The 24,206-nt window shown below is 65.6% G+C and carries 25 protein-coding genes and 1 tRNA gene; 15 read left to right on the forward strand and 11 right to left on the reverse strand.

Translation table 11 applies throughout. The features are described 5' to 3' along the window. Positions 1-99 precede the first annotated feature (99 nt). The 6 genes from AC27VE_RS21180 to AC27VE_RS21205 are packed head-to-tail and all read left to right on the forward strand — an operon-like array spanning position 100 to position 5,383. Complete coding sequence (locus AC27VE_RS21180; protein WP_006225961.1) at positions 100-855, forward strand: ABC transporter ATP-binding protein; 756 nt, start codon at positions 100-102, stop codon at positions 853-855. Next, positions 848-1,573 carry an ABC transporter ATP-binding protein gene (locus AC27VE_RS21185; RefSeq protein ID WP_280028840.1) on the forward strand — a complete coding sequence of 242 codons (726 nt, stop codon included), beginning with the start codon at positions 848-850 and terminating at the stop codon, positions 1,571-1,573. The genes AC27VE_RS21180 and AC27VE_RS21185 overlap by 8 nt, the downstream gene beginning before the upstream one ends. 57 nt (positions 1,574-1,630) lie before the next feature. Then, positions 1,631-2,836, forward strand: coding sequence for an ABC transporter substrate-binding protein (locus tag AC27VE_RS21190; RefSeq protein ID WP_488704892.1), 1,206 nt, complete (start codon positions 1,631-1,633; stop codon positions 2,834-2,836). Between the two features lie 27 nt (positions 2,837-2,863). Next, a complete protein-coding gene (locus tag AC27VE_RS21195; RefSeq protein WP_006225958.1) occupies positions 2,864-3,766 on the forward strand; it encodes a branched-chain amino acid ABC transporter permease in 903 nt (300 codons plus the stop codon). A gap of 1 nt (position 3,767) precedes the next feature. Beyond that, positions 3,768-4,733, forward strand: coding sequence for a branched-chain amino acid ABC transporter permease (locus AC27VE_RS21200; RefSeq protein WP_006225957.1), 966 nt, complete (start codon positions 3,768-3,770; stop codon positions 4,731-4,733). Next, on the forward strand, positions 4,733-5,383 hold the full coding sequence (locus tag AC27VE_RS21205) for a GntR family transcriptional regulator (RefSeq protein ID WP_006225956.1): 651 nt from the start codon (positions 4,733-4,735) through the stop codon (positions 5,381-5,383). The genes AC27VE_RS21200 and AC27VE_RS21205 overlap by 1 nt, the downstream gene beginning before the upstream one ends. On the opposite strand, the gene AC27VE_RS21210 is transcribed toward AC27VE_RS21205, so the two are convergent. Further along, complete coding sequence (locus AC27VE_RS21210) at positions 5,370-5,855, reverse strand: multidrug/biocide efflux PACE transporter (RefSeq protein ID WP_006225955.1); 486 nt, start codon at positions 5,853-5,855, stop codon at positions 5,370-5,372. The two genes, AC27VE_RS21205 and AC27VE_RS21210, sit on opposite strands and share 14 nt — an antisense overlap. A gap of 107 nt (positions 5,856-5,962) precedes the next feature. On the opposite strand from AC27VE_RS21210, the gene AC27VE_RS21215 reads away from it, so the two are divergent. Beyond that, the gene (locus AC27VE_RS21215; protein WP_315138969.1) at positions 5,963-6,826 is read left to right on the forward strand and encodes a LysR family transcriptional regulator; all 864 of its coding nucleotides are present in this window, start codon (positions 5,963-5,965) and stop codon (positions 6,824-6,826) included. A 19-nt stretch (positions 6,827-6,845) separates the two neighbouring features. Here the strand turns inward: AC27VE_RS21215 and AC27VE_RS21220 are convergent, their stop codons facing one another. After that, positions 6,846-7,661 carry a ChbG/HpnK family deacetylase gene (locus AC27VE_RS21220; protein WP_488704893.1) on the reverse strand — a complete coding sequence of 272 codons (816 nt, stop codon included), beginning with the start codon at positions 7,659-7,661 and terminating at the stop codon, positions 6,846-6,848. A 36-nt stretch (positions 7,662-7,697) separates the two neighbouring features. Between AC27VE_RS21220 and AC27VE_RS21225 the strand changes: the two genes are divergently transcribed. Beyond that, positions 7,698-8,093 (forward strand): GtrA family protein, encoded by a 396-nt coding sequence (locus tag AC27VE_RS21225; protein WP_088590334.1) that lies wholly within the window; start codon positions 7,698-7,700, stop codon positions 8,091-8,093. Here AC27VE_RS21225 and AC27VE_RS21230 read toward each other — a convergent pair. After that, a complete protein-coding gene (locus AC27VE_RS21230; protein WP_488704894.1) occupies positions 8,053-9,639 on the reverse strand; it encodes an ArnT family glycosyltransferase in 1,587 nt (528 codons plus the stop codon). The genes AC27VE_RS21225 and AC27VE_RS21230 overlap by 41 nt on opposite strands. Before the next feature lie 2 nt (positions 9,640-9,641). Then, on the reverse strand, positions 9,642-10,694 hold the full coding sequence (locus AC27VE_RS21235) for a glycosyltransferase family 2 protein (RefSeq protein ID WP_006225950.1): 1,053 nt from the start codon (positions 10,692-10,694) through the stop codon (positions 9,642-9,644). A gap of 273 nt (positions 10,695-10,967) precedes the next feature. Between AC27VE_RS21235 and AC27VE_RS21240 the strand changes: the two genes are divergently transcribed. The 5 genes from AC27VE_RS21240 to AC27VE_RS21260 all read left to right on the forward strand — a co-directional run bounded on the left by AC27VE_RS21240 (position 10,968) and on the right by AC27VE_RS21260 (position 15,142). Next, the gene (locus tag AC27VE_RS21240) at positions 10,968-11,474 is read left to right on the forward strand and encodes a GNAT family N-acetyltransferase (protein WP_006225949.1); all 507 of its coding nucleotides are present in this window, start codon (positions 10,968-10,970) and stop codon (positions 11,472-11,474) included. 165 nt (positions 11,475-11,639) lie between these two features. After that, entirely contained in the window at positions 11,640-12,848 is a 1,209-nt protein-coding gene (gene gltS, locus AC27VE_RS21245) for a sodium/glutamate symporter (protein WP_088590332.1), read from the forward strand. A gap of 2 nt (positions 12,849-12,850) precedes the next feature. Then, positions 12,851-14,359, forward strand: coding sequence for a TAXI family TRAP transporter solute-binding subunit (locus tag AC27VE_RS21250; RefSeq protein WP_488704895.1), 1,509 nt, complete (start codon positions 12,851-12,853; stop codon positions 14,357-14,359). 42 nt (positions 14,360-14,401) lie between these two features. Then, positions 14,402-14,668 (forward strand): hypothetical protein, encoded by a 267-nt coding sequence (locus tag AC27VE_RS21255; RefSeq protein ID WP_088590330.1) that lies wholly within the window; start codon positions 14,402-14,404, stop codon positions 14,666-14,668. Positions 14,669-14,674: 6 nt separating this feature from the next. After that, positions 14,675-15,142: a YaiI/YqxD family protein gene (locus tag AC27VE_RS21260; RefSeq protein ID WP_006225945.1), complete on the forward strand. Its 468-nt coding sequence runs from the start codon at positions 14,675-14,677 to the stop codon at positions 15,140-15,142. A 23-nt stretch (positions 15,143-15,165) separates the two neighbouring features. Here AC27VE_RS21260 and AC27VE_RS21265 read toward each other — a convergent pair whose 3' ends face one another. The 7 genes from AC27VE_RS21265 to AC27VE_RS21295 all read right to left on the reverse strand — a co-directional run bounded on the left by AC27VE_RS21265 (position 15,166) and on the right by AC27VE_RS21295 (position 22,203). Next, on the reverse strand, positions 15,166-15,333 hold the full coding sequence (locus AC27VE_RS21265; RefSeq protein WP_427958867.1) for a hypothetical protein: 168 nt from the start codon (positions 15,331-15,333) through the stop codon (positions 15,166-15,168). A gap of 304 nt (positions 15,334-15,637) precedes the next feature. Then, positions 15,638-15,712, reverse strand: a tRNA-Val gene (locus tag AC27VE_RS21270). A 61-nt stretch (positions 15,713-15,773) separates the two neighbouring features. Further along, positions 15,774-16,496 carry a DNA polymerase III subunit epsilon gene (gene dnaQ / locus AC27VE_RS21275; RefSeq protein ID WP_315138991.1) on the reverse strand — a complete coding sequence of 241 codons (723 nt, stop codon included), beginning with the start codon at positions 16,494-16,496 and terminating at the stop codon, positions 15,774-15,776. A gap of 3 nt (positions 16,497-16,499) precedes the next feature. Continuing rightward, on the reverse strand, positions 16,500-19,616 hold the full coding sequence (locus AC27VE_RS21280; protein WP_488704896.1) for an efflux RND transporter permease subunit: 3,117 nt from the start codon (positions 19,614-19,616) through the stop codon (positions 16,500-16,502). 33 nt (positions 19,617-19,649) lie between these two features. Further along, on the reverse strand, positions 19,650-20,732 hold the full coding sequence (locus AC27VE_RS21285) for an efflux RND transporter periplasmic adaptor subunit (RefSeq protein ID WP_315138995.1): 1,083 nt from the start codon (positions 20,730-20,732) through the stop codon (positions 19,650-19,652). Positions 20,733-20,909: 177 nt separating this feature from the next. Continuing rightward, positions 20,910-21,371 carry a ribonuclease HI gene (rnhA, locus tag AC27VE_RS21290; RefSeq protein WP_006225940.1) on the reverse strand — a complete coding sequence of 154 codons (462 nt, stop codon included), beginning with the start codon at positions 21,369-21,371 and terminating at the stop codon, positions 20,910-20,912. A 52-nt stretch (positions 21,372-21,423) separates the two neighbouring features. After that, positions 21,424-22,203: a class I SAM-dependent methyltransferase gene (locus AC27VE_RS21295; RefSeq protein WP_169273992.1), complete on the reverse strand. Its 780-nt coding sequence runs from the start codon at positions 22,201-22,203 to the stop codon at positions 21,424-21,426. A 20-nt stretch (positions 22,204-22,223) separates the two neighbouring features. On the opposite strand from AC27VE_RS21295, the gene gloB reads away from it, so the two are divergent. Both gloB and AC27VE_RS21305 read left to right on the forward strand, forming a co-directional pair. Next, positions 22,224-23,045, forward strand: coding sequence for a hydroxyacylglutathione hydrolase (gene gloB / locus AC27VE_RS21300; RefSeq protein WP_315139002.1), 822 nt, complete (start codon positions 22,224-22,226; stop codon positions 23,043-23,045). A 7-nt stretch (positions 23,046-23,052) separates the two neighbouring features. Then, positions 23,053-24,206 (forward strand): transglycosylase SLT domain-containing protein (locus tag AC27VE_RS21305; RefSeq protein ID WP_488704897.1); only part of this gene is annotated, 1,154 nt, incomplete at its 3' end.

Here is a 24,206-nt window from a genome sequence, read left to right on the forward strand (position 1 = left end):
CCCTTCCCGGACGCAGCACCCCGCAGCACGAACCCTCCGCCGCGCGGCAAGACCGCCGTGCGCGGAGGGGCCTGTCCCCAAGCACGCCTATCGGACAACATGCAAAGCGACATCATCCTTCAGACCCGGGGCCTGACCAAGGAATTCCGCGGCTTCGTGGCGGTCAACAACGTCGACCTGAGCGTGCGGCGCGGCGCCATCCATGCGCTGATCGGCCCCAATGGCGCGGGCAAGACCACCTTCTTCAACCTGCTGACCAAGTTCCACATCCCGACGCGCGGCGAGATCCTGTACGACGGTGTGGACATCACGCAGGAACGCCCCGCGCAGACCGCGCGTCGCGGCATCGTGCGTTCATTCCAGATATCCGCCGTGTTCCCGCAGCTGTCGGTGCGCGAGAACGTGCGCGTGGCCTTGCAGCGCAAGCTGGGCGTGGACTATTGCTTCTGGCGGTCGGAGCGCACGCTGGAAAGCCTGCACCACCGCGTCGAGGAACTGCTGGACCAGGTCGGCCTGCGCACCCATCTGGACGTGGCAGCGGGCGACCTGCCCTACGGCCGCAAGCGCACCCTGGAAATCGCGACCACGCTGGCGCTGGAGCCCGAACTGCTGCTGCTGGACGAACCCACGCAGGGCATGGGCCACGAAGACGTGGACCGGGTCAAGCACCTGATCAAGCAAGTATCCGCCGGCCGCACGATCCTGATGGTCGAACACAACATGAAAGTGGTGGCGGACATCTCCGACACCATCACCGTTTTGCAGCGAGGCGAGATCCTGGCGGAAGGTCCCTACGCGACCGTGTCGGAAAACCCCGCGGTGCGCGAAGCCTACATGGGAGCCGAAGATGAGTGAAACCCAGGCCGGCGCATCCGCGAACCTGCTGGAAATCCGCAACCTGCACGCGTGGTATGGCGAATCGCACATCTTGCATGGCATCGACCTGGACGTGAAGCCGGGCGAATGCGTGACGCTGCTGGGCCGCAACGGCGCGGGCCGCAGTTCGACACTGAAATCCATCCTTGGCCTGGTGGGCCGCCGCAGCGGCTCCATCAAGGTCCAGGGACAGGAAACGGTGGGCATGCCCACTCACAAGATCGCGCGCCGCGGCATCGGCTATTGCCCCGAAGAGCGCGGCATCTATGCGTCCTTGAGCGCCGAGGAAAACCTCATGCTGCTGCCCTCTGTCGGGCCGGGCGGCATGTCAGTGGAAGAGATCTACACGATGTTTCCCAACCTGAAAGAGCGCGCGCACAGCCCCGGCACGCGGCTGTCAGGCGGCGAGCAGCAAATGCTGGCGATGGCGCGCATCCTGCGCACCGGCGCCCGCCTGCTGCTGCTGGACGAAATCACCGAAGGCCTGGCCCCTGTCATCGTGCAGTCGCTGGGCCGCGTGATCCGGCAGTTGAAAGAGCGCGGCTACACCACCGTGCTGGTCGAGCAGAACTTCCGCTTCGCCCAGCACCTGGCCGACCGCCACTACGTCATCGAGCACGGCCAGGTGGTGGCCGTGATCGACCGCGCCGAGGTCCAGCAATCGCAGGACAGGCTGAACGCGTTGCTCGGCATTTGATGTCCCCGCTGTATTCCTTCCGACCGCAGTCCCCCTTCCTACACGGAGCGTAGTCAGATGAAATTGAATCGAATCGCAGCAGCGCTGCTTACCCTGGGCGCGGCCGGCGCGGTCCATGCGCAGGCCAAGATCAGCGACGATGTCGTCAAGGTCGGCGTGCTGACCGACCTGTCCGGCGTGTATTCCGACCTGGCCGGCAATGGCTCCGTGATCGCGGCCCGCCTGGCCGCCGAAGAGATGGGCAACAAGGTGCTGGGCAAGCCCGTGGAAGTGGTGGCCGCCGACCACCAGAACAAGCCCGACGTGGCCGCCAACCTGGCGCGCGAATGGTTCGACCAGGGCAAGGTCGACATGATCACCGACTTCCCCACCGCGTCCACCGCGCTGGCCGTGATGGAGATCGCCAAGCAGAAGAACCGCGTGACGATGCCGTCGGCCGGGCTGTCCACCGCCATCCTGGGCGAGAAGTGCTCGCCGCTGAATGCGCAATGGACCACCAACACCTACGCGCTGGCGGCCGGCACGGCGCGCGCGCTGGTCCAGGAAGGCAAGAAGACCTGGTACTTCATCACCGCCGACTATACCTTCGGCCACTCGCTGGAAAAGGACGCGACCGAGGTCATCAAGGAAAACGGCGGCACCGTCGTGGGCGTGTCGCGCCACCCGTTCCCGGGCAATGACTTCTCGTCCTTCCTGCTGAAGGCGCAAGCCTCGAAGGCGGACGTGATCGCGCTGGCCAACGCCGGCAACGACACCGTCAACGCCGTCAAGCAGGCCAACGAATTCGGCATCAACAAGAAGCAGATCGTGGCGCCGCTGCTGACATACATCTCGGACGTGCACAGCATGGGCCTGCCCAAGGCGCAGGGCATGTACCTGACCGAGGCGTTCTATTGGGACTACGACGACGCCTCGCGCGCCTGGGCCAAGAAGTTCTTCGAGAAGGCCAAGAAGATGCCGACGGCCTCGCAGGCCGGGGTGTATTCCGCCACGCGGTCCTACCTGAAGGCGATCGAAGCCGCGGGCACGGACGACGCGCCCGCCGTGATGGCCAAGCTGCGCGAGATGACCATCAACGACGCCGTGATCCGCAACGGGAAACTGCGTGCGGACGGCGCCCTGGTGCACGACATGCTGCTGTTGCAGGTGAAGACGCCGGCGCAATCCAAGGCCCCGTGGGACTACTACAACGTGAAATCGGTACTCAAGGGCGAAGACGTTTTCCCCAAGCCCCAGGCCGCCTGCCCGTTGAACAAGGCGTAACGCCACCCACGCCGCCCGCCGCCCATCATGTTCGACATCTCCCTTCCCGCCCTGCTCGCCCAACTGCTGGTGGGGCTGATCAACGGCTGCTTCTACGCCATCCTGAGCATGGGCCTGGCCATCATTTTCGGCCTGCTCAACATCGTCAACTTCACGCATGGCGCCCAGTTCATGATGGCGGCGTTCCTGGCGTGGATCGGCTTCACGCAGCTGCCGCAGCTGCTGGGGCCCGGCGTGCAGATCAACTTCTGGGCCGCGCTGATCCTCGCGCCGCTACTGGTGGGTGCGGTCGGCGTCGTGATCGAGAAAACGCTGCTTAAACGGCTGTATCACCTGGACCACCTGTACGGGTTGCTGCTGACGTTCGGCATCGCGCTGATGATGGAGGGCGGGTTCCGCTACTTCTACGGCATCTCGGGGGTGGGCTACGAGCCGCCCGAGATCCTGCAGGGCGGGTTCGACCTGGGCTTCATGTTCCTGCCGGCGTACCGAGGTTTCGTGGTGGTGGCGTCGCTGACGCTGTGCATCGCGACCTGGTACCTGTTCGAACGCACCCGGCTGGGCGCGATGCTGCGCGCCGGCACGGAAAATCCGAAGCTGCTGCAGGCCTTCGGCGTGAACGTGCCGGTGATGATCACGCTGACCTACGGCTTCGGCGTGGCGCTGGCGGGTGTGGCCGGCGTGCTGGCGGCGCCCGTCATGCAGATCAATCCGCTGATGGGCTCGAACCTGCTGAACATCGTGTTCGCCGTGGTGGTGATCGGCGGGCTGGGCTCCATCATGGGCGCCATCGTCACCGGCCTGGCGCTGGGCCTGCTGGAGGGCCTGACCAAAGTGTTCTATCCCGAAGCGTCCACCGTGGTCGTGTTCATCGTGATGGCCATCGTGTTGCTGATGCGCCCGGCCGGCCTGTTCGGCAAGGAGAAATAAGGTGCCGCGCATTCCCCTTTCGATCCGCATCCTGGCGTTGCTTCTTGTGCCCGCGCTGCTGGTGCCCTTCTTTCCCCAGATCGTCTACCCCGTGTTCGTGATGAAGGTGCTGTGCTTTGCGCTGTTTGCGCTGGCCTTCAACCTGCTGACGGGTTTCACGGGCCTGGTGTCGTTCGGCCACGCGGCGTTCTTCGGCTGGGCCGGATACGCCGCCGGCGAAATGATGATCCTGTTCGGCGCGCGCGGCCTGCCGCCCGAAATCGCCATGCTTTGCGGCGTGGCCATGGCCGCCGCCATCGGCTATGCGATCGGCTGGCTGGCCATCCGGCGCACCGGCATCTATTTCGCGATGATCACGCTGGCGCTGTCGCAGGTGGCGTACTTCATGGCGGTGCAGGTAGGCTGGACGCGGGGCGAGGACGGCATGCAGGGCATCCCCCGCGGCAAGTTCCTGGGCCTGGTGGACCTGAGCGTGGACACGAACATGTATTACTTCGCGCTGGGGGTGTTCGTGCTGGGCTTCCTGTTCGTCTACCGGGTGATCCATTCGCCCTTTGGCCAGGTGCTCAAGACCATCCGGGACAACGCGCCGCGCGCGATTTCGCTAGGTTACGATACGGATCGGTGCAAGCTGCTGGCCTTCGTGCTGTCCGCCTCGGTCGCCGGTCTGGCCGGTTCGCTCAAGGCGCTGGTGCTTCAACTGGTGGCGCTGAACGACGTGTCGCTGGCCACCTCCACCGAAGTGCTGCTGATGACGCTCCTGGGCGGCATCGGCACGGTGTGGGGCCCCGTGGTCGGCGCGACGCTGGTTGTGAGCTTGCAGAATTACCTTGCCACCCTGGGCGACGTGGTCACGATCGTCATCGGGCTGATTTTCGTGTTGTGCGTGTCGTTCTTCCGACGCGGGTTCGTCGGCGAATGGCTGGCCTACACGCAGTGGCGCAAAACGAAGGAAAACAATAATTGATGGCAGGAGCAGAACCCAAACGACGCGCCGCGGACGTCGCCTACGACCAGATCGAGAGCATGATCGCCACGCTGCAGTTGCAGCCTGGCAGCGCGGTCGTGGAAGCGGATCTGGTGGAAAAGACCGGCCTGGGGCGCACGCCGCTGCGCGAGGCGCTGCTGCGCATGGTGGCGGCCGGGCTGATCCGCCAGGAGCCCCGGCGGGGCTTGCGCGTGTCGATGATCCAGCTGGCGGACCACATGGACCTGATCCAAACCCGCCGCGCGCTGGAGCAATTGATCGCCGCCAGCGCGGCGCGGCGCGCCACGCCTGCGCAACGCACCCAGATCGTGGACTGCGCGGCGCAGATGATCCGCGCCTCGGAAGGCGGCAACCTGGATGAATACATGCATGCCGACCAGTTGCTGGACTACGTCTGCCACGAGGCGTGCCGCAATGCGTCTGCCGTGAATGCCGTGGAACCTCTGATCATCCAGTGCCGGCGCTTCTGGTACGCCTATCAGCACGAAGGCGATATCGCCGAAGGCGCCCGCCGCCACATGCTCATGGCGCAGGGCATTGCCACGGGCAACGAATCCGCCGCCATCAAGGGCGCGGATTCGCTGATGGACTACCTGGAGATGTTCACCCGCAAGGTTATTGACGCGTAGCGGCCGGGACCGCAACCGGGGGCACGGCGCCCGCCTTGCCCCGGTTCAGCCACTGCATGACGCGCGGGCGCGACCGGTCGTAGGCCAGGTTGTACAGGAACGCGTAGGGCAGATAGAACAGCACCAGGGCGATATCCAGCACGAAGGCTTCCCACAGGCTGATGCTGAGCCACCAGGCCGCCAGCGGGATCACGATCAGGATCAGGCCCAGTTCGAACCCGAAGGCGTGCACGATGCGCACGCGCAGGTTGCGGGTCCAGCCGAAGCGGTTCTCGACGCGGTCGAAACCGGCGTTGTAGATCATGTTCCAGACCAGCGCGATCCAAGCGATGACCGCGGTCAGCACCCCCATTTCAAACAGAGATTTGCCCATGGCCCAGGCGGCAGCGGGCGCGCACAGGCCGATGGCGAGGATTTCGAACAGGAAAGCGTGAAAGAAACGTTCTTTAAGGGTTTTAGTGGCTTGCGTCATGACCCACCTGAGGTCGGTTGCTACAGAATGGAGACGATTTTCGACGATATTTCCGGTACGATAAAGATCATATCCATCGGAAAAACCGATACCCAGTCCCACTGCCCATGCGCCACTCCCTAGAATCCCTGGCGGCGTTCGCCCAGGTCGCCTCCGAAGGCTCGTTTTCCGCCGCCGCCCGAAAATTGGGCAAAAGCCAGTCCACCATCAGCGAAACCATCGCCAACCTGGAAGTGGATCTGAACGTTGCGCTGTTCGACCGCAGCCAACGCCAGCCCGCATTGACCGAGGCTGGCCAGGTGCTGCTGGGCCAGGCCTTGCAGGTGCTGGCCGCGAATGACCGCTTCAACCGCAGCGCCAGCCAGCTGGCCGAAGGGCTGGAGCCCCGCCTGACGGTTGTGCTGTCGGACACGTTCCAGTCCGAGACCTTCGAAAACATGCTCAGCCAGATCGACCAGCGCTACCCGGCGCTGCGCTTCGAATGCCTGATCGCGGAATACGAGGACGTGGTGGCGCTGGTGCAGCAAGGCCGCGCGCATGTGGGACTGATGGCGGCGCAGGACACCTACCCGCCCGACGTGGCGCACGCGACGCTGACCGAGCTTTCCGAAATCGTCCTATGCGTGGGGCGCAACCATCCGCTGGCGGGCCGTAAGCGGGTCACGGGCGACGAGCTCAAGGCCGAACGCGAATTGCGCCTGAGCACCTACGAGCTGGACGACAAGGACGCCGCGCCGCCGCACTCGACGTGGTCGGCGCCGGGCTATCTGATGCTGCTGGAAATGGCCAGCCTGGGATTCGGGTGGGCCGAGCTACCGCGCTGGATGATCCAGCGCTTCGGACGCGATCAATTGGTGGAACTGAACGCGCCCGGCTGGCCGCGCCATATCCGGGTCGACGTCGTATGGTCCACGCGGCGTGCGCTGGGCCCCGCGGGCGCGTGGTTGCTGGAAAGCCTGACGCGCGAATAAGCCGCGCCAGGATGGGACATCAGCGAGCCACTGCCGGCAAGCGCGCGATGCGCACGCCGTTGGCGCGCATCCAGTCGCCCAGCTTGGCACTGGCCAATACATCGAATTCGGCGCGCCGCTGGCGCGACATCGGACTGCCTTCCTTGCAATCCATGGCGGGGTGGCACATGAGCAGGTCGCCGTCATGCGCATTGAACAGCCAGTTCTGCAACAGGTCCGCATAGCGCCGCTTGCCGCCGTCGAACCCGTACACGCCCAGCAGCCGGCGGTTGGTGCGCAGCCCATCGCGGCGGGCCTGGCGAGCCAGCGCCGCCGCACCCAGGGCACCGATGATGCGTGCCTTGATCGATTCCTTCAACGGTATGCCGCACAGCGCGCCGGGCGCCGTCTGACGCAGCCAAGGCCGGTGGTCGCCGTAGCGGCGTTTCAATTGCGCCAGCACCTGTTCACGGATGCCGGGCAGCTGATGCACATGCTGATGGCCATCCACATAATCGGGCGCGCGTCCGAACGCGGCTTCGAAGGCATCGAATTGGCGGGTCAGTTGCGCATCGATCCAGGCGCGGTCCAGCCGGCCAGCGTAGGCGCGCAAGATCAGCGCGCCAAGCGAGGGCATCGGTTCGGCATCCGCGCCAAGCGATTCGGAAAAATTCACATGGAGGCCGACGTCCACGTCATGCACGGCCAGGCGGCGGGCGTTCGACACAAACGTGGGCCCCAGCGACAGGCAGCTGACAGCGCTGACGCGGCCCATGGCGGCCAGCGCGATCATGCCTTCATCGATGTCGGCATTCATGCCAAAATCGTCACCGCAGACGACGATACGTTTGCTCATTGCGTCACCTCGAATTTCCATTTCACCACGACTTCCATGCGTGCCTTGCTCCAACAGATCAGCCTTTTCGTCGCCGTCGGCTGCGCTGCCGCCGCGACCCACTGGGCCGTTGCCGTGGGCTGCGTCGAGGGGTTCGGCCTGCCGCCACTGGCGGCCAACCTGGTCGGCTGGCTGATCGCCTTCGTGGTTTCGTTCTCCGGACACTACCGGCTTACCTTCCGACATTCCCGCACACCCTGGACCGTAGCAGCCCGTCGTTTCTTCTTGATTTCAGCCATTGGTTTCGTGATCAACGAATCCGCCTACGCGTTGTTGCTGCACATCACCACCCTTCCCTACGACCTGCTGCTTGCCTTGATCCTGATCGGGCTGGCGTTCGCCACCTTCGCCGCTAGCCGACTTTGGGCGTTCCGCCACAAGCCCGCTGTCTGAAAGCCTCGTTCACGTCCACCCGCCACATCACGTACTTCACGCTGCTGGCCGCGGGCTCCAGGCCGCGCAACGGCGCGTACACCGGCCCGTCCGAATTCGTGCCCCACACCCAATAGCGGGACCCGTCGGGCGCCGCGCAAAGCCGGGCGCTGAACTCGGCGGAACCAATCAGCAGTTCCTTGCCCCGAGCGGGATCGAACGTTGCCGCGTCATAAAGTTCCTTGCGCCAGTTGTCGCGCACCGGCACCTCCTGGTCCAGCCAGTCGTCCACGACCCACATGGGGTGCGGGGCGCGGGCGTACAGCGCCAGGTCGAACGGATAGGTATGCAGGGCGACGAACGTGTCGGCTGGCCCCGCCTGCGCCCGGACCACCTCGGCCATCGGCGCGGCGCTGCCCCGCACGTTGTTGGCCGCCACTCCCACCGCCACTACGCAGATGCCGGCGGCGACAGCCGCGCTCGTGCGCACCAACCGCGGCGATACCGGGTCGCCGGGTTCGCGCCACGCGCCAAGAATCACTTCGGCTAACAGGAACGCCAGCGGCGCGAGCGCGGGCAGCACATAGCCGACCAGCTTGGACTGTGGCAACGAAAAGAACACCAGCACCACGGCGAACCAGACCAGCGCCAGGCGGCGCAGATCACGCGCGTGCCCTTCCTGCCAGAACGTGCGCCGCATGATGCCGCCGGCCCACAAGGACCAGGGCAGGCTCAGGCCGGCCACGACGGGCAGGTAGAACCAGAACGGCTGCGCGTTGTTAAAGCCACTGGCCGCAAAGCGCTGGAAGTGCTGGTACACGAAGAAGTAATCGTAGAAGCCCGGGAACCGCAGCTGCATCAGCACGAACCACGGCACGGCAACGACTGCGAAGACCAATAACGCCGGCAGCCACAGCAACGCGGCCAGGCCGCGCCAGCGTCGGCGCCAGGCAAACCAGATCAGCAAGATCGCGCCGGGCAGCACCAGTCCGATCAGCCCCTTGGCCAGCACCGCCAATCCGGCCAGCGCCGAGGCGGCCAAAGACATCCCGCGATAAGGCTGGCCGCGCTCGGCGCGCAGCACCGTGTCCACCGAGGCCAGCACGCACAGGGAGATCATGCCGGCCACCAGCATGTCCAGGTTCGCGAATTGCGCGCCGCCGTAGAAAAACGGGATGGTCGACAGGATCAGTACGGTCAACGCGGCCGCAGCGCCGTCGCGGTAGCGGCGCACAAAATAGTAGAGCCCGGCGGCAGATCCCCATGCCGCCAGCCACGACGGCAAGCGCGCCGCCCAGGGATGGACACCGAACACCGAAAAGGACAGTTCCGCCAGCCAGTAATACAGCGGTGGTTTGTGGAAGTACGGCATGCCGTCCAGCAAGGGCACGGCGTGCGATCCGCTGCGCAGCATGTCCCATGCGACGCCCGCGTAGCGGCCTTCGTCAGGCAGGGTCAAGGGGCGGATCCACGCCAGCAACGCCAGCCACAGGCCAACGGCCAGCAATAGTCGCCCCGCCCGCGGGTTCCAATCGGAACGCGCGGGGGACAGGGTGCCGCTGGCCATGGTCAGCCCGTCGCCTTACCTGCGCGAGCGGCCTTGCCCTGGCGCCGGCGCACGACGTATAGCGGCCGGCCCTTCACCTCGTCGAAGATGCGGGCGACATACTCGCCCACCACACCCAGCGAAATCAGGTTGACGCCGGCAAAGAAGAGCACGGCCGTGACGATCGTGGTCCAGCCAGAGACGGCGTTGCCCGACATCAGATATTCACCGACCAGATAGGCGGCATACGACATGGCCAGCACGGCGAAGGCCGCACCGACCAGGCTGACCAGCCGCAAGGGCCAGGTCGTGAACGCGGTCAGGCCGTCCAGCGCCAGGCGGAACAGGCGCAGGCCGCTGAACCGGCTATCGCCGTGCAGGCGTTCGTCGGGGGTGTAGGGCAATGCCTCGCCCTTGAAGCCGACCCAGGCGTACAGGCCCTTCATGAAGCGGGTGCGTTCGGGCAAGGCGATCAGCGCGTCCACGACGCCGCGGTCCATCAAGCGGAAATCACCCGCGTGGGCGGGCACGTCCACGCCGCGCGCGCTGCTCAGCAACTTGTAGAACCAGCGCGCGCCAGCGCGCTTCACCCAGGATTCGTCGGCGCGGGATTCACGCACGGCATAGACCATTTCAGCGCCCGCGGCCCACCGCGCCAGCATTTGCTCGATCAAGGCGGGAGGATGCTGCAGATCGGCATCCAGGCAGATCACGGCATTGCCCGTCGCCGCTTCCAGGCCTGCGCTCAGCGCGGCTTCCTTGCCGAAATTGCGCGACAGCTGCACGTAGCGGAATCCTTCGTGCTGCGTCCATTCGGCCATCAGCGCTTCGGTGCCGTCCGTGCTGCCGTCGTCGGCCACGATGATTTCCCAGCTGGTGCACAAGGCGGACAGCCGGCTGCGCAGCAAGGGCAGGAGGATGCGCAGGTTCTCGGCCTCGTTCAGGCAGGGAATGACGCACGTCACGCAAGTGTCATACGGCACGGCCGCCACCTTGGAAGACCAGAGCGACTCCAAGGGATACGCTTTGGTCAACACTTGCTGCGGGATCGGATCGGACCGGAATTGGATGTGCATATGACGCTTTCGCTCGTAATACAGGACACTATGGCAAGCAGTATGCGCAGGGCCTCGTCGAATTTTCATGAAATACGGCGCCGCCTTCTGCCGGCCAGAACACGAGTGAATTCTAGGGATCCAAGCCGCGAAAACTATGAAGTCACGTGCAAGCCTCGTTAACCTGTGTCCCCGATTTGTGAAACCTCGTAAAGCGGCCGGTCGCGCGAGGCCGGTAAAATGCGCCGGCTTTTCTCGTTTTCACAGGTTGTCATGCAATACCGAGTCCGCCCTATGCTGGCCAGCGACGTGGACGGCATTTTGGATGCCCAGACCCTGGCCTACCCCGACTTTCTGCTGGAAAGCGCGGAGTTCTTTCTCAATCGCCTGGCGCTTGCGCCCGCCTATTGCTGGGTGGCGCGGGCGAATGCCGACGACACCCTGCTGGGCTATCTGATTTCGTATCCCTGGGACGCCGGCTTGCCGCCAGCCCTGGATGTGGCGCTGGCCGCGCTGCCGCCGCAAGCCGATCACTGGTTTCTGCACGACTGCGCCGTGGTGCCGTCGGCGCAGGGCTTGCGCGTGGGCCAGACGCTGTTGCGCACCGCTGCCGGCGGCGCCATGGAAAGCGGCCTGCGCCGCGCCAGTCTGGTGTCGCTGGAAACCGCAGTGGGCTATTGGCTGCGCCATGGCTACCAGCCTGTCGGCGGCGACGGCGAACCCTTGCCTGCCGAACTGGCTGAAAAACTGGCGGGATACGGCCCCCAGGCCAGTTACATGTCGCGCGCGTTTCCGCTCTAGCCGACGCCTGGCCTCCCGGTCCCGCCTCACGGGCCCGCATGCGTTGCCGCATCCCTATGCGCCGTTGCGAACACGGCCGTAATATAGGGCCACGATCCGAACGATGTGGCGGCAACGGTTCCGATAGTCTGCATTGCTGCGCCCCACCGGGGCGCGAAGGCTTTTATGATTTCGCTTTCGCCCGTTCAATCCCTGCTTGCCTGCTGCCTGGTGCTCGTCATCGGCCGGGTGCTGACGACGCGGATAGGCATCCTGTCGCGCTACAGCATCCCCGACCCGATCGTGGGCGGCCTGCTGTTCGCCGTGCTGGCCTACTTGCTGTCCACCTGGGGCGGCGTGTCGGTCTCGATGGAGACCAGCATCAAGCCCACCCTGCTGCTGCTGTTCTTCGGCTGCATCGGGCTGACGGCGAACCTGAAGCTGCTGGCCAAGGGCGGCCCAAGGCTCATCGCCTTCCTGCTGGCGCTGATCCCCTTTCTGATCTTGCAGAACGCCGTGGGCCTGGGCATGGCCTGGCTGCTGGACATGCATCCGCTGATGGGCCTGCTGGGCGGCACGATCACGCTGGTGGGCGGACACGGCACCGGCGCAGCCTATGCCACTCGGTTTGCCGACTTCAACAATATCCAGGACGTGATGGCGCTGGCGATGACCTCGGCCACGCTGGGCCTGGTACTGGGCGGCGTAGTGGGCGGACCGGTGGCGGAATGGATCATGCGCCGGCACAAACTGGCCGGCAGCCTGGACCACGCCGCCAATGCGGCGCACCCCGCCCCGGACCTGGCCGAAGAAGCGGAAGCGCCCGCGGCCGGCTCGTTCATCGTGTCGCTGACGGCCGCCTTCGTGTGCCTGGTCGTGGGCGGCTACCTGGCGATGCTGGTCGAGGACGCCCCCGTCAGCCTGCCCAACTTCCTGTGGTGCCTGGCAACGGGCGTGCTCATCCGCAATGCGGGCGTGCGGTTGGGCCTGAAGCTGGACGACCGCGCGACAGAAATCATCGGCACGATCTCGCTGTCTCTCTTCCTGGGCATGACGATGATGACGCTGGATCTGTCCAGCGTGGCGCGCCTGGCCGGCCCCCTGGCCCTGATGCTGGCGGTGCAGACGCTGTTCTGCGCGCTGTACGCCGCCTGGGTGGTGTTCCGGATGCTCAAGCGCGACTACGAAGCCGCCATCATGTCGGCGGCCTTCTGCGGCTTCGCACTGGGCGCGACCGCCACCGCCATCGCCAACATGCAGGCGCTGACGCGCCGCCATGGCCCCGCGCCCGAAGCCTTCATCGTGGTGCCCGTCACGGGCGCGTTCCTGGTCGACATCTTGAACGTGATCGTGCTGACGTCCTTGATCTCCTTGCCGTTCGTGGGAGGGATGTAAGCATGGGCCTGTCCCTACTCAAACGCCTTGCCCTCATCGGCCTGTGCCTTGCGCTGGCCGCCTGCGGCCGCGCGCCCGATACCGACGCCTTGCGTGCCGACGTCGAACGCAGCCTGGACGCCACCTACGGCCAGGGGCTGTTCCGCATCGCAGCGCTCAAGCGCATGGGTTCGGCCGCCGACAGCAGCGCGCCCGCCGGCGAAACCCGCCGCGTGGTCTATTACGACGTCGAACTGGACCTGGGCCGCGACATCGCGCTGGGCGCCTGGGACCAGCCCGGCGCGGCTTCATTGGTGACGCTGCTGGGCGCGGGCCCGCGCAGCATCAGCGGCGTGAAGTCCGGCGGCAACCAGGCGGGCGACCGTATCGTCGCGCACGCCAGCGCCATCTACCGCCAGGACGGCGACGCGTGGAAGCTTGTCACCCCGGCCGGCTTCAAAGCCGCCGAAGCGCCGTCGCTGGATACCGGCGCGCCGCCGCCCGTCACCCGGCAACTGCTGGACACGCTGGACCAGATCACCCATTCCGTCGCCTACAGCGCATCCAGCACCGCGCAGCACGTCGTGCAGCAGGAACTGGAGCGGTCGGTGTCGCGCATCAACGGCCGGCTGGCCCGGATGCAGCAGGGCTACCCGCTGGCGGGTGGCCCCGACCGCGGCGAGTACGTGGCCTTTGCGCGCGCGCTCACCGCCGTCGGGCGTGCCCAGCAGATCCGCGTGACGCCGCTGATCACGGGTGGCGGCGCCGAGAACATCGCGTTGCTGCGCAGCGGCGATGCCGTGGTGGGCCTGGCGCAGGCCGACACCGCGCGCATGGCGTACGAAGGCCGTGGCCCGTTCGCGGCGCAAGGCCCCTTCGTCGCCCTGCGCGCCCTGGGCAGCCTGTACCCCGAACTGGTCCACATCGTGGTGCGCGACGACCCGGCGTTACGCGCGGTGCGCGACCTGAGGGGCAAGACGATCGCGCTGGGGCCGGAAGGCTCCGCCGTGCGTGCGACGCTCGAAGCCGTGCTGGCGGCGCACGGCTTGCAGGCGGGCCGGGACTACACGGTCGTGGACACGCCCTTTGCGGCATCTCTGCCCGCATTGAACGCGGGCACCGTGGATGCCGCCGCGCAGGTGATCGGCGTGCCCGCCACGCCGCTGCGCGACGCGCTGACCCAGGCCCGGCTGAAGCTGCTGCCGCTGGACCCGGCCGCCGTCAAGGCGCTTGCCGCCAATGAAAGCGAACTGATGCCGCTGGAAATCGCGGCCGGCACCTACCCCAACCAGCCCGACCCGATTCCCACCATCGGGACTGCAGCGCTGCTGCTCACCACCGCCGACCTGACCCGGGACGAGGCGCTGGTGGTCGTGCGCGCCGTCTACCAGACGGGCCAGGACCTGCTGGCCGCGGGTTCCCCCCAAGGCGCCCAGGTATCGGTCGCCAACGCCCGGCGCGGCCTGACCGTGCCGCTGCATGACGGCGCCGAAGAAGGATTGGCGCTGCTGGAGCACGCGAAACCGCGTTGATCCCGGTTGCGCTTATGATTGCGCTCCTAATCAGGAATTTCCATGAATAAATTCGATCTCCAAAAGAACCAGGCCCTGAAGCTGGCCGGCCAACTCAAGCAGTCCGCCACCCCCGACCGCTTCGGCGTGGCCTCGCAGGCGCCCGACCGCCGCGAACAGCGCAAGCTGGATCAGGCCGCCGGCCTGGTGCCGTTCCCGCTGAAGCTGTCGCAGGCGCACGCCGACAAGCTGCGCGCCCTGGCGGCTGAGCGCGGCGTGTCCACCAACGACATCGTGGCCGACGTGCTGCAGAAAGCGCTGGGCGAATAAACGCTTATGCACATCTGGGTCGATGCGGACGCGTGTCCCGTGGTCATCAAAGACATCCTGTTCCGCGCCGCGCAGCGCTGGCAGGTGCCGGTGACGCTGGTGGCCAACCAGCCGCTTTCCACGCCGCCCTCGCCCCTGATCCGCGCCGTGCAGGTACCCCGCGGCTTCGACGTGGCGGATGCGCACATCGTCGAGCGCGCGGAACCGGGCGATCTCGTCATCACCGCGGATATCCCGCTGGCGGCGGAAGTGCTGGAAAAAGGCGCCATGGCGCTGAACCCGCGCGGCGAACGCTATTCGCCGGAGACCATCCGGGAACGGCTGGCGGTGCGGGACATGATGGAAGAGTTGCGCGCAAGCGGCGTGGACACGGGCGGCCCGCCGTCGTTCAGCCAGGCCGACCGCAAGGCCTTTGCGAACCAGCTGGATACGCTGCTGGCGCGTATCGCACGCCAGGCCGCGCCGAAAGGCTGAGGGCCGCTTTCTGCCCCGGCCCATCAATAGAACGTGATGTAGGCCTTGTACAAGATGGAGCCGATGGCCGTGATCAGGCCCAGGCCCATCAACCCCATCCCGATATTGCGGTCACGCAGCCCGAAGCCGATCAGCATCAGCGCGACGCCCGTGACGATGATGATCAGCATGGTGTTGGTGTTGGCATGCATGGACGTCTCCTGTTCGCTCCGGCTGGCTCCCGGGAGGTTTCCTCAAGGGAGTTGCCGTACAACAATGATAGACACGCAAGAACCAGACAGCGCGCAATGGCCAAGCACGCGATTGCGCCAGATCAACAGAGTATAGAAATGCCGTCGCGGAAAAAAAATCAACCGGCAACAAAAAAGCCAACCGATAAAGGTTGGCTTGTTTGCTTTGCACCCGGCAACGCATCTTGCGATGCGGTTTGCTGTGCGACTTGATGACAACTTCGGCTTGTTGGATATTGGGCCTGCGCTGTCTCTCAAGGGTCTTTGGTGGGTGGTACAAGTTTCGAACTTGTGACCCCTGCCGTGTGAAGGCAGTGCTCTACCACTGAGCTAACCACCCTGAAAGAGGCGAAATAATAGCATGTTTTTTAAAACGTGCGCAAGTCGCCTCGGAAAATTATTTATGCGGCCGCAACCGGCGCATCCACCTTGCGCCACACGCACTCGCCACCCACGGATTTATCCAGAGCCGCCAGGTAGGTCTCGTGCTCGGCGAGTTCCTCGTCGCTGGCTTTGACCACCACCAGGCCCGACGCATCGAACCGGGCCAGCACGATGCCGTCGCTGCCGGCGCCGTCGTTGTCGTCCACGTCGATCAACAGCGCGTCCTGCCCGCGCGTCATGGCCAGCCAGACTTCGGCCAGCAACTGCGAGTCAAGCAATGCGCCGTGCAGCGTGCGATGAGCGTTGGAAATGCCGAAGCGGTCGCACAGCGCGTCCAGCGAATTGCGCTTGCCCGGGAACAGCGACCGCGCGTGCAACAGCGAATCGGTGACCGTCTCGCAGTATTCGGTGATCGGGCCGCGGCCCGTCTTGGCCAGTTCGGCGTTGAAGAACTTCACGTCGAACGCGGCGTTGTGCGCGATCAGTTCGGCGCCCTGGATGAATTTGACGAACTCGTCCGCCACATCGGCGAAGCGGGGCTTGTCCGACAGGAACTCCGTCGTCAGCCCGTGCACCGCCAAGGCCTCGGGGTCGCTGTCGCGGTCCGGGTTCAGGTAGATGTGCAGGTTATTGCCCGTGGACATCCGATTGACCATTTCCACGCAGCCGATCTCGACGATGCGATGCCCCTGGGCGGGGTCAAGTCCGGTGGTTTCCGTGTCAAAGATGATCTGGCGCATAACTTATTCCGACGCTGGGTTGGCCGAAGCCGGCGGCGTGTGGGCGCCCGGCGGGTGGGCCGGGGGATGCTCTGCGCTGCCGGCATGGCCGGGTTTCTGGCGCGCGGTAGCAATCAGCGTATAGGCCACCGGCACGACGAACAAGGTCAGTAGTGTACCCAGCATCAGCCCGCCGACCAGGACCCAGCCGATCTGCTGGCGGGATTCCGCGCCCGCCCCGGTGGACAGCGCCAACGGCACCGTGCCCAGCACCATGGCGCCCGTCGTCATCAGGATGGGGCGCAGCCGCAGGACGCTTGCCTCGGTGACGGCGGCGAACAGTTCGCGGCCTTCGTCGCGCAGCTGGTTGGTGAATTCCACGATGAGGATGCCGTGCTTCGTAATCAGGCCCACCAGCGTGATCAGGCCGATCTGGCTGTAGATGGACAGCGTGCCGCCCGTCAGCCACAAGGCCAGCAGCGCGCCCGTCATGGACAGCGGCACCGACAGCATGATGATGAAGGGGTTGCGCCAGCTTTCGAACTGCGCGGCCAGCACCAGGTAGATGAAGGCCAGCGCCATGCCGAAGACCAGATAGATGCTACCCGACGAATCCCGGAATTCGCGCGACTGGCCGTCCAGGTCGGTCACGATGGTGTTGGGCAGCACGTCGCGCGCAACCTGGTGCATGTGGGTCAGGACTTCGCCCAGGGCATAGCCGGGTGCCACGGCGGCGTCGATCTTCACCGCGCGCAGGCGGTTGAAGTGGTTCAGCGACTGCGGCGACACGCCTTCGTGCACGCCCAGCAGGTTATCCAGCTGCACCATGCTGCCGTCGCGCGCCCGCACGTAGATGCCCGAGATGTCGGTGGGGTTGGCGCGGTCGCGCGGCGTCACCTGCACGATTACGTCGTACTGCTCGCCCTCGTCCTTGTAGCGGGTGACCTGGCGCCCGCCCAGCATCGATTCCAGCGTGCGGCCCACGGTATCCACGTTGGCGCCCACGTCGGCCATCTTGTCGCGGTCCACGCGCACCCGCAGTTCCGGGGTGTTCAAGCGCAGGTCGGTGTCCAGGTTGAGCAGGCCGGGATACTTGCGCAGTTCGGTCAGGAACACTTCCGTCAGCCGCGCCAGCTCCGCGTAGGACGCCTGGCTCATGATGATGAATTCCACCGGCTTGGAGCGCGCGGACTGGCCCAGCGACGGCGGGTTGGTCGGAAAGGCGCGCACGCCCGGCAGCGACGAGAACTGCGGCTGCAGTTGCTGGGTGATGGCCTGCTGCTTGCGGCTGCGTTCCTCCCAGGGCTTCAAGCGCAGGATGGCGGTGCCGTCCGTCACTGTCGGAAAGCCCACCGTGACCTGGCTGCCGCTGGCCTCGGGGATCTCGGAATAGAACTTCTCGATGCCGAGCATGCTGTCCAGCGTGTAGTTCAGCGTGGCGCCTTCCGGCGAGCTGACGATGCCGAACACCACGCCTCGGTCTTCGATAGGGGCCAGTTCGCTCTTGACCACTTTGAACAGGACGCCGCTGCCGGCCGCCACGGCCAGGCCGATGACCACCACCAGCCAGCGGTGGCGCAGGGATGCGCCCAGCAGGCGGCGGTAGCCGTTGCTCATGCCGTTCAGCCAGCCTTCGATCAGGTTGTACCAGCGGCTGTGGCTGCTTTCGTGGCGCAGCAGCACCGAGCACATCATGGGCGTCAGCGTCAGCGCGACAAAGCCCGAGACCAGCACCGCGCCGGCCAGCGCCAGCGCGAATTCGATGAACAGCCGCCCGGTGCGGCCCGTGGCAAAGGCCAGCGGCGCATACACGGTGACCAGCGTCATGGTCATGGCGACCACCGCGAACCCGATTTCCTTCGACCCGCGCAGCGCGGCTTCCTTGCGCGGCATGCCCTCTTCGATGTGGCGGTAGATGTTCTCCAGCACCACGATGGCGTCGTCCACCACCAGGCCGATGGCCAGCACCATCGCCAGCAAGGTCAGCGTATTGATGGAAAAGCCGAAGAGGTACATCAGCGCGCAGGCGCCCACCAGCGACACGGGGATGGTGACGATGGGGATGATGCTGGCGCGCAGGTTGCGCAGGAAGAAGAAGATCACCAGCACCACCAGGACGATGGCTTCGCCGATGGTGTGGAAGACGGAATCGATGGAGCGTTCGATGAACACCGACGAGTCGTACGCGATGTTCAGCTTCATGCCCGCGGGCAGGGTCTCGTTCAAGCGCTCGACTTCCAGGCGCGCGGCCTTGGACAGCTCCAGCGGGTTGGCGGTGGATTGCCGCGTCACGCCGATGTTGATCGCCGGCTTGCCGTTAAAGCGCGACAGCACGCGGTCGCTGGCGGCCGCGATCTCGACCTTGGACACGTCACGCAGGCGGACCGGATAGCCCTTCACGTTGGCCACGATCACGTCTTCGAACTGGGCGGGCGTCTGCAGGTCGGTGGACGACACCACCGAGAACTCGCGGGCGCGCGATTCGATGCGGCCGGCCGGGATCTCGACGTTCTGGCTGCGCAGCGCGGCCTCGACCTCCTGCACGGTCAGTCCGTAGGCGGCCAGCTTGTCGCGGTCGACGTAGATGCGCATGGACGGCAGGCGTTCGCCGAAGACGCGGACTTCCGCCGCCCCCGGCAGCACCGACAGCCGGGTCTTGATATAGCGGTTGATGTAGTCGGAGGTCTGGATCGCCGAGTACGTGCCGGACTCCACCGCGATGTAGATGATGGGCTGGGAGTCGGCCTCGACCTTGCCGATGATGGGCTCGTCGATTTCGTCGGGCAGGAAGCGCCGGGCGCGCGACACCTTGTCGCGCACTTCGGCCGCGGCCGCGTCCGGGTTGCGGGAAAGGTTGAACTTGATGTTGATCAGGCTGCGTTCGGAACGGCTGCGCGAGGTCATCACGTCCACGCCTTCGATGCCGGCCAGCTGGTCTTCCAGCGGCTTGGTCACCTGCGACTCGATCACTTCCGGCGAGGCGCCCTTGTAGGTGGTGTCCACCGACACGATAGGCTCGTCGATCTTGGGGTATTCGCGCACCGTCAGGCGCGAATACGAGATCAGGCCGATCAGCACGATGATCAGCGACAGGACCGATGCGAACACCGGCCGCTTGATGCAGGTTTCCGAGATACGCATTGCGCTATCGCCAAGAAAGAAGAAGGGCCGGCATCACGAGCCGCCGCCCACGACATCCACGGTGGCGCCGTCGGTCACGCGCTGCATGCCCGCCACCACCAGCTTGTCGCCCGCCGCCACGCCCGTCAGGATTTCGACGCGACCCTCGCGGCGTTCGCCGATGGTCACTTCGCGCCGCTCCGCGCGGCCGTCCTTGATCCGGTAAACGTACTGCGTTTCGCCCGAGGGCGACAACGCGGCTTCCGGGGCCACCAGGGCCTTGTCCTGATTGAACAGCAGTTGCACGCGGGCGAACATGCCCGGCCGCAGCACCGCGTCCTTGTTGGCAACGGTGGCGCGCAGCAGGATGGACCGGCCGCCCGCATCCACCAGCGGACTGACGGCGTAGACCAGTCCCTGGCGTTCCTGGCCCGGCAGCGCATCCAGCCGCAGCGTCAACTGCTGGCCCACGCCCACCTTGCTCAGATACATTTCCGGCACGCGGAAATCCACTTTTAAGGGATCGATCGCCTCAAGCGGCGCCAGGTCCTGTCCCTGGTTGACGTAGTCGCCCACGGACACGCTGCGCAACCCCACGATGCCGCCAAACGGGGCCGAGATCGTCATCTTGTCCAGCCGGGCCTGCGCCAGCGCCACGGCGGCTTCCTGGACCTTGAGCGTGCTGGCGGATTCGTCGCGGGCCTGCTGGCTGACGAAGCCCTTGCCCTGCAATTCCACGGCGCGGCGGTAATGGCTTTGCGCCAGGGTCAGGTTGGCGCGGGCCTGCGCCAGTTCTGCGCGCGGCACGGAATCGTCCAGCCGGATCAGCGTCTGGCCGCGCGTGACGGGCTGGCCTTCCTTGAATTCGATCGTCTGGATGCGCCCGGCGACTTCCGGCCGCAACACCACGGACTCGTCGGAACGCAAACTGCCCACGGCCGACAGGCCGCGCGCAAAGGGGATTTCCTGGACGGCCGCGACTTCAACGCGCACGGGACTGGCCGGCGCGACTTGCGACTTGGTGACGGTCTGGGTGGTCGTGGCGCCGGGCGCGAGCCAGCGCGGCACGAAAACGCCTAGTGCGGCCCCCGCGGCCAACCCGGCCGCGACGGCGGCCAGCAGTACAGCTTTTTTCATGCGCGAATGTGGCAGTGGTGCGGCGCGGACCGTAATCCCCACCTGGCCGAACGCCGCAGGAACTGGAATGGGGAAGGCACTGTAGCACCCGGATTTACATACTGGAACAATCCAGAAGCCGGATGAAAGAACTAAATCCGCCCCAAACGGCGGAATTCAGGGTATATCCCGATGCCTTCAGCCCCGCTTGGCCGCTTCCACGCCCATATTGGCCAGTTGGTCGGCCCGTTCGTTGCCGGGGTCGCCGGCATGCCCGCGGACCCAGCGCCAGGACACCTGGTGGCGCTGGACCTGCTCGTCCAGGGCCTGCCACAGCTCGACGTTTTTCACGGGCTTTTTGTCGGCCGTCATCCAGCCGCGGCGCTTCCAGTTCGCCAGCCACTCGGTCATGCCCTTCATCACGTACTGCGAGTCCGTGTGGATGGTGACGACGCAGGCGCGCTTGAGCGCGCGCAGGCCTTCAATGACAGCCAGCAGCTCCATGCGGTTGTTGGTGGTCTGGAGTTCGCCGCCGTGCATGGTTTTTTCGTGGCCGCCCGCGCGCATCAGCACGCCCCACCCCCCCGGCCCCGGATTGCCCTTGCAGGCGCCATCGGTCCACATTTCCACTTTCTGATCGTTCGGTTTGTTGTCCTGCATGGTGCTGCTTGGTAATCCTTGTTCGTGCAAAAAATAGGCGGACGCGGGCCGTTCAGGACGGGTCGAAGCCGTCGTCGGCCTGGCGATTGACCACCACGGAGGCGGCGCGCGCGCGCTTGGGCTTGGTTTTCCAGGCAGGGCCGATGATACGCATGCCGGCCACCCGCTTGACCGCCGACACCATATAGACCGCCCCGCCCAGACTCCACCAGCGGGCGCCGGCTGATTCCAGGAAGCCCCAGCGCTGGAGCCATTTCTCGCTGCGGCAGGCGGGTGCGTAGCAGCCGAAATGGCTGGCCTCGACTTCCAGCGACAGCAGCTTGAACCAGTCTTTCAGACGCGGCAGCGACACCTGGGAGGACGGCGGCTGCGGCAGCCAGGGCTCCATGCCGGGCATGCGCGTGCGCGCGCCCCACATGCTCCAGGGGTTGAAGCCTGAAATCACGACCCGCCCTTCCGGCACCAGCACGCGTTCCACCTCGCGCAGGACGTTATGCGGGTCCTGCGTGCACTCGAAGGCATGCGGCAGGATCAGCAGGTCGACGCTCTGGGTTTCGAACGGCAGCGCTTCGGGTTCGGCCAGCACCACGCGGGACTGCCAGCCGGCGATGCTTTCCGCGGAAGGGGTCTCGGTGCCAACATAGCCTTTGAAGGGCATGCGGTTGGCCCGCAGCAGGTTCATGTCGGCCAACCCGACCTGCCAGGCGTAATATCCGAACACGTCCGCGACAGCCGCGTCGAACTGGGCCCGTTCCCAGGCCAGCGCGTACTGCCCCGGCGGCGTCTGGAACCATTCGGCCAGTTCTACAATCGGCGGAGTATCTTCTGCCACGTTTTATTCCTTCGAATCTCATGCAAGCCTTGACCGCCCCCGCAGGCGGCCGCGAACGCAATGCCGCGGTCTTGCCTCTACCCGCCTTTACCGACAACTACATCTGGGCCATCGTCCACGGTGACAACGCCGCCGTGGTGGATCCCGGCGAAGCCGGTCCCGTATTGCAATGGCTCGAGCAGGAAGGCTTGAGGCTGCGCGCCATTCTACTCACGCACCATCATGGCGACCATGTGGGCGGCGTTCTGGAATTGTCACGCATCGCGGACATTACCGTATACGGTCCGGCACGGGAACGGCTGCCGCGCTGCGACGTGCCGCTGAGCGAAGGCGACCGCGTCGTGTTACCGGAACTGGACCTGGATCTGCGCGTGCTGGACGTGCCCGGCCACACCGCCGGCCACATCGCGTACACCGGCCGGGCGGCAGGAATAGAACCCGTGCTGTTCTGTGGAGACACCCTGTTTGCGGGGGGCTGTGGCCGGCTTTTCGAGGGGACTCCTACGCAAATGCATGATTCCTTAGGAAAATTTTCTGTTTTACCGCCAGATACACAGGTTTTTTGCGCGCACGAGTACACTCTAGCGAACTTGCGCTGGGCATTGGCTGTGGAACCCGCCAATCGCACCCTGCAACAGTGGTATCAGCGAGCCCAGCAACTACGAGCAGAAGGTCTTCCCACGCTTCCGTCGACGATCGGTCAGGAACGCGCGACGAACCCGTTTTTGCGTACGCAGCAAGTCGACGTCGTTCGTGCCGCAGCCAGCTGGGCCGGACGCAATCAACCTACGCCGGTAGAGGTCTTCGCCTCCCTGCGTGAATGGAAGAACGATTTCAAGTGACCGCCTGATGAATCTATCCCGACTCCTTCTGCCACTCATGCTGGCAGTCCTCGCCGGTTGCGCAGGAACCAAAGCCCCCGATAGCAAGAACCTCACCACCAATTCCCAAGGGCGATATATCGCCCGGGACACGTCCCGAACGGTTGACCTGACCAACCCGCCGTCTGACGCCTGGGACCGCATCCGCCGCGGTTTCGCCATTCCCAACCTGAACACCGACCTCTCGCAGCAGTGGACCGACTATTACGCGTCCCACCCCGAGGCGGTGCAGCGCATGGCCGAGCGCGCCGGCAAATACCTGTATTTCATCGTCGACGAAATCAACCGCCGCGGCCTGCCGACCGAACTGGCGCTGTTGCCGTTCGTGGAAAGCGCCTACAACCCGACCGCCCTGTCGCGCTCGCAGGCCTCGGGCCTGTGGCAGTTCGTGCCGGCAACCGGCACGCACTTCAACCTGAAGCAGGACTGGTGGCGCGACGAGCGCCGCGATCCCATCGCCTCGACCAACGCGGCGCTGGACTACCTGGAAAAGCTGTTCGAGATGCAGGGCGACTGGTATCTGGCGCTGGCCTCCTACAACTGGGGTGAAGGCTCGGTGCAGCGCGCCATGGCCAAGAACGAAGCGGCCGGCCAGAACACCGATTACCTGTCCCTGAACATGCCGGACGAAACCCGCAACTACGTGCCCAAGTTGCAGGCCATCAAGAACATCATCGCCGACCCGCAACGCTATGCGGTGGCGCTGCCGCCGGTGGGCAACACGCCCTACTTCGTGACGGTGCAGAAGAACAGCGACATCGACCTGGAAATCGCCGCCAAGCTGGCCGAAATGCCGCTGGACGAATTCAAGGCGCTGAACCCGTCGTTCAACCGCCCGGTCATCCGTGGCGACCACGGCCCGACCCTGCTGCTGCCGGCCGACCGCGTCGAAATCTTCAACGCGAACCTGACCAACTACAAGGGCGACCTGAGCGCCTGGAAGGTCTACCACTCGCGCCGCGGCGAATCCTATGCCGCGATCGCCAAGCGTTTCGGCGTGACCGAATCCAAGCTGCGCGAGACCAACGACATCGGCTCGCGCCAGAAGTCGGCGTCCGGCCAGGCCCTGCTGGTGCCCGGAGAGCCCGGTACCGGCGGCGTGCAACTGGCGTCCCTGGCGGC

The organism is Achromobacter sp. 18P8.1.1, assembly GCF_057799415.1.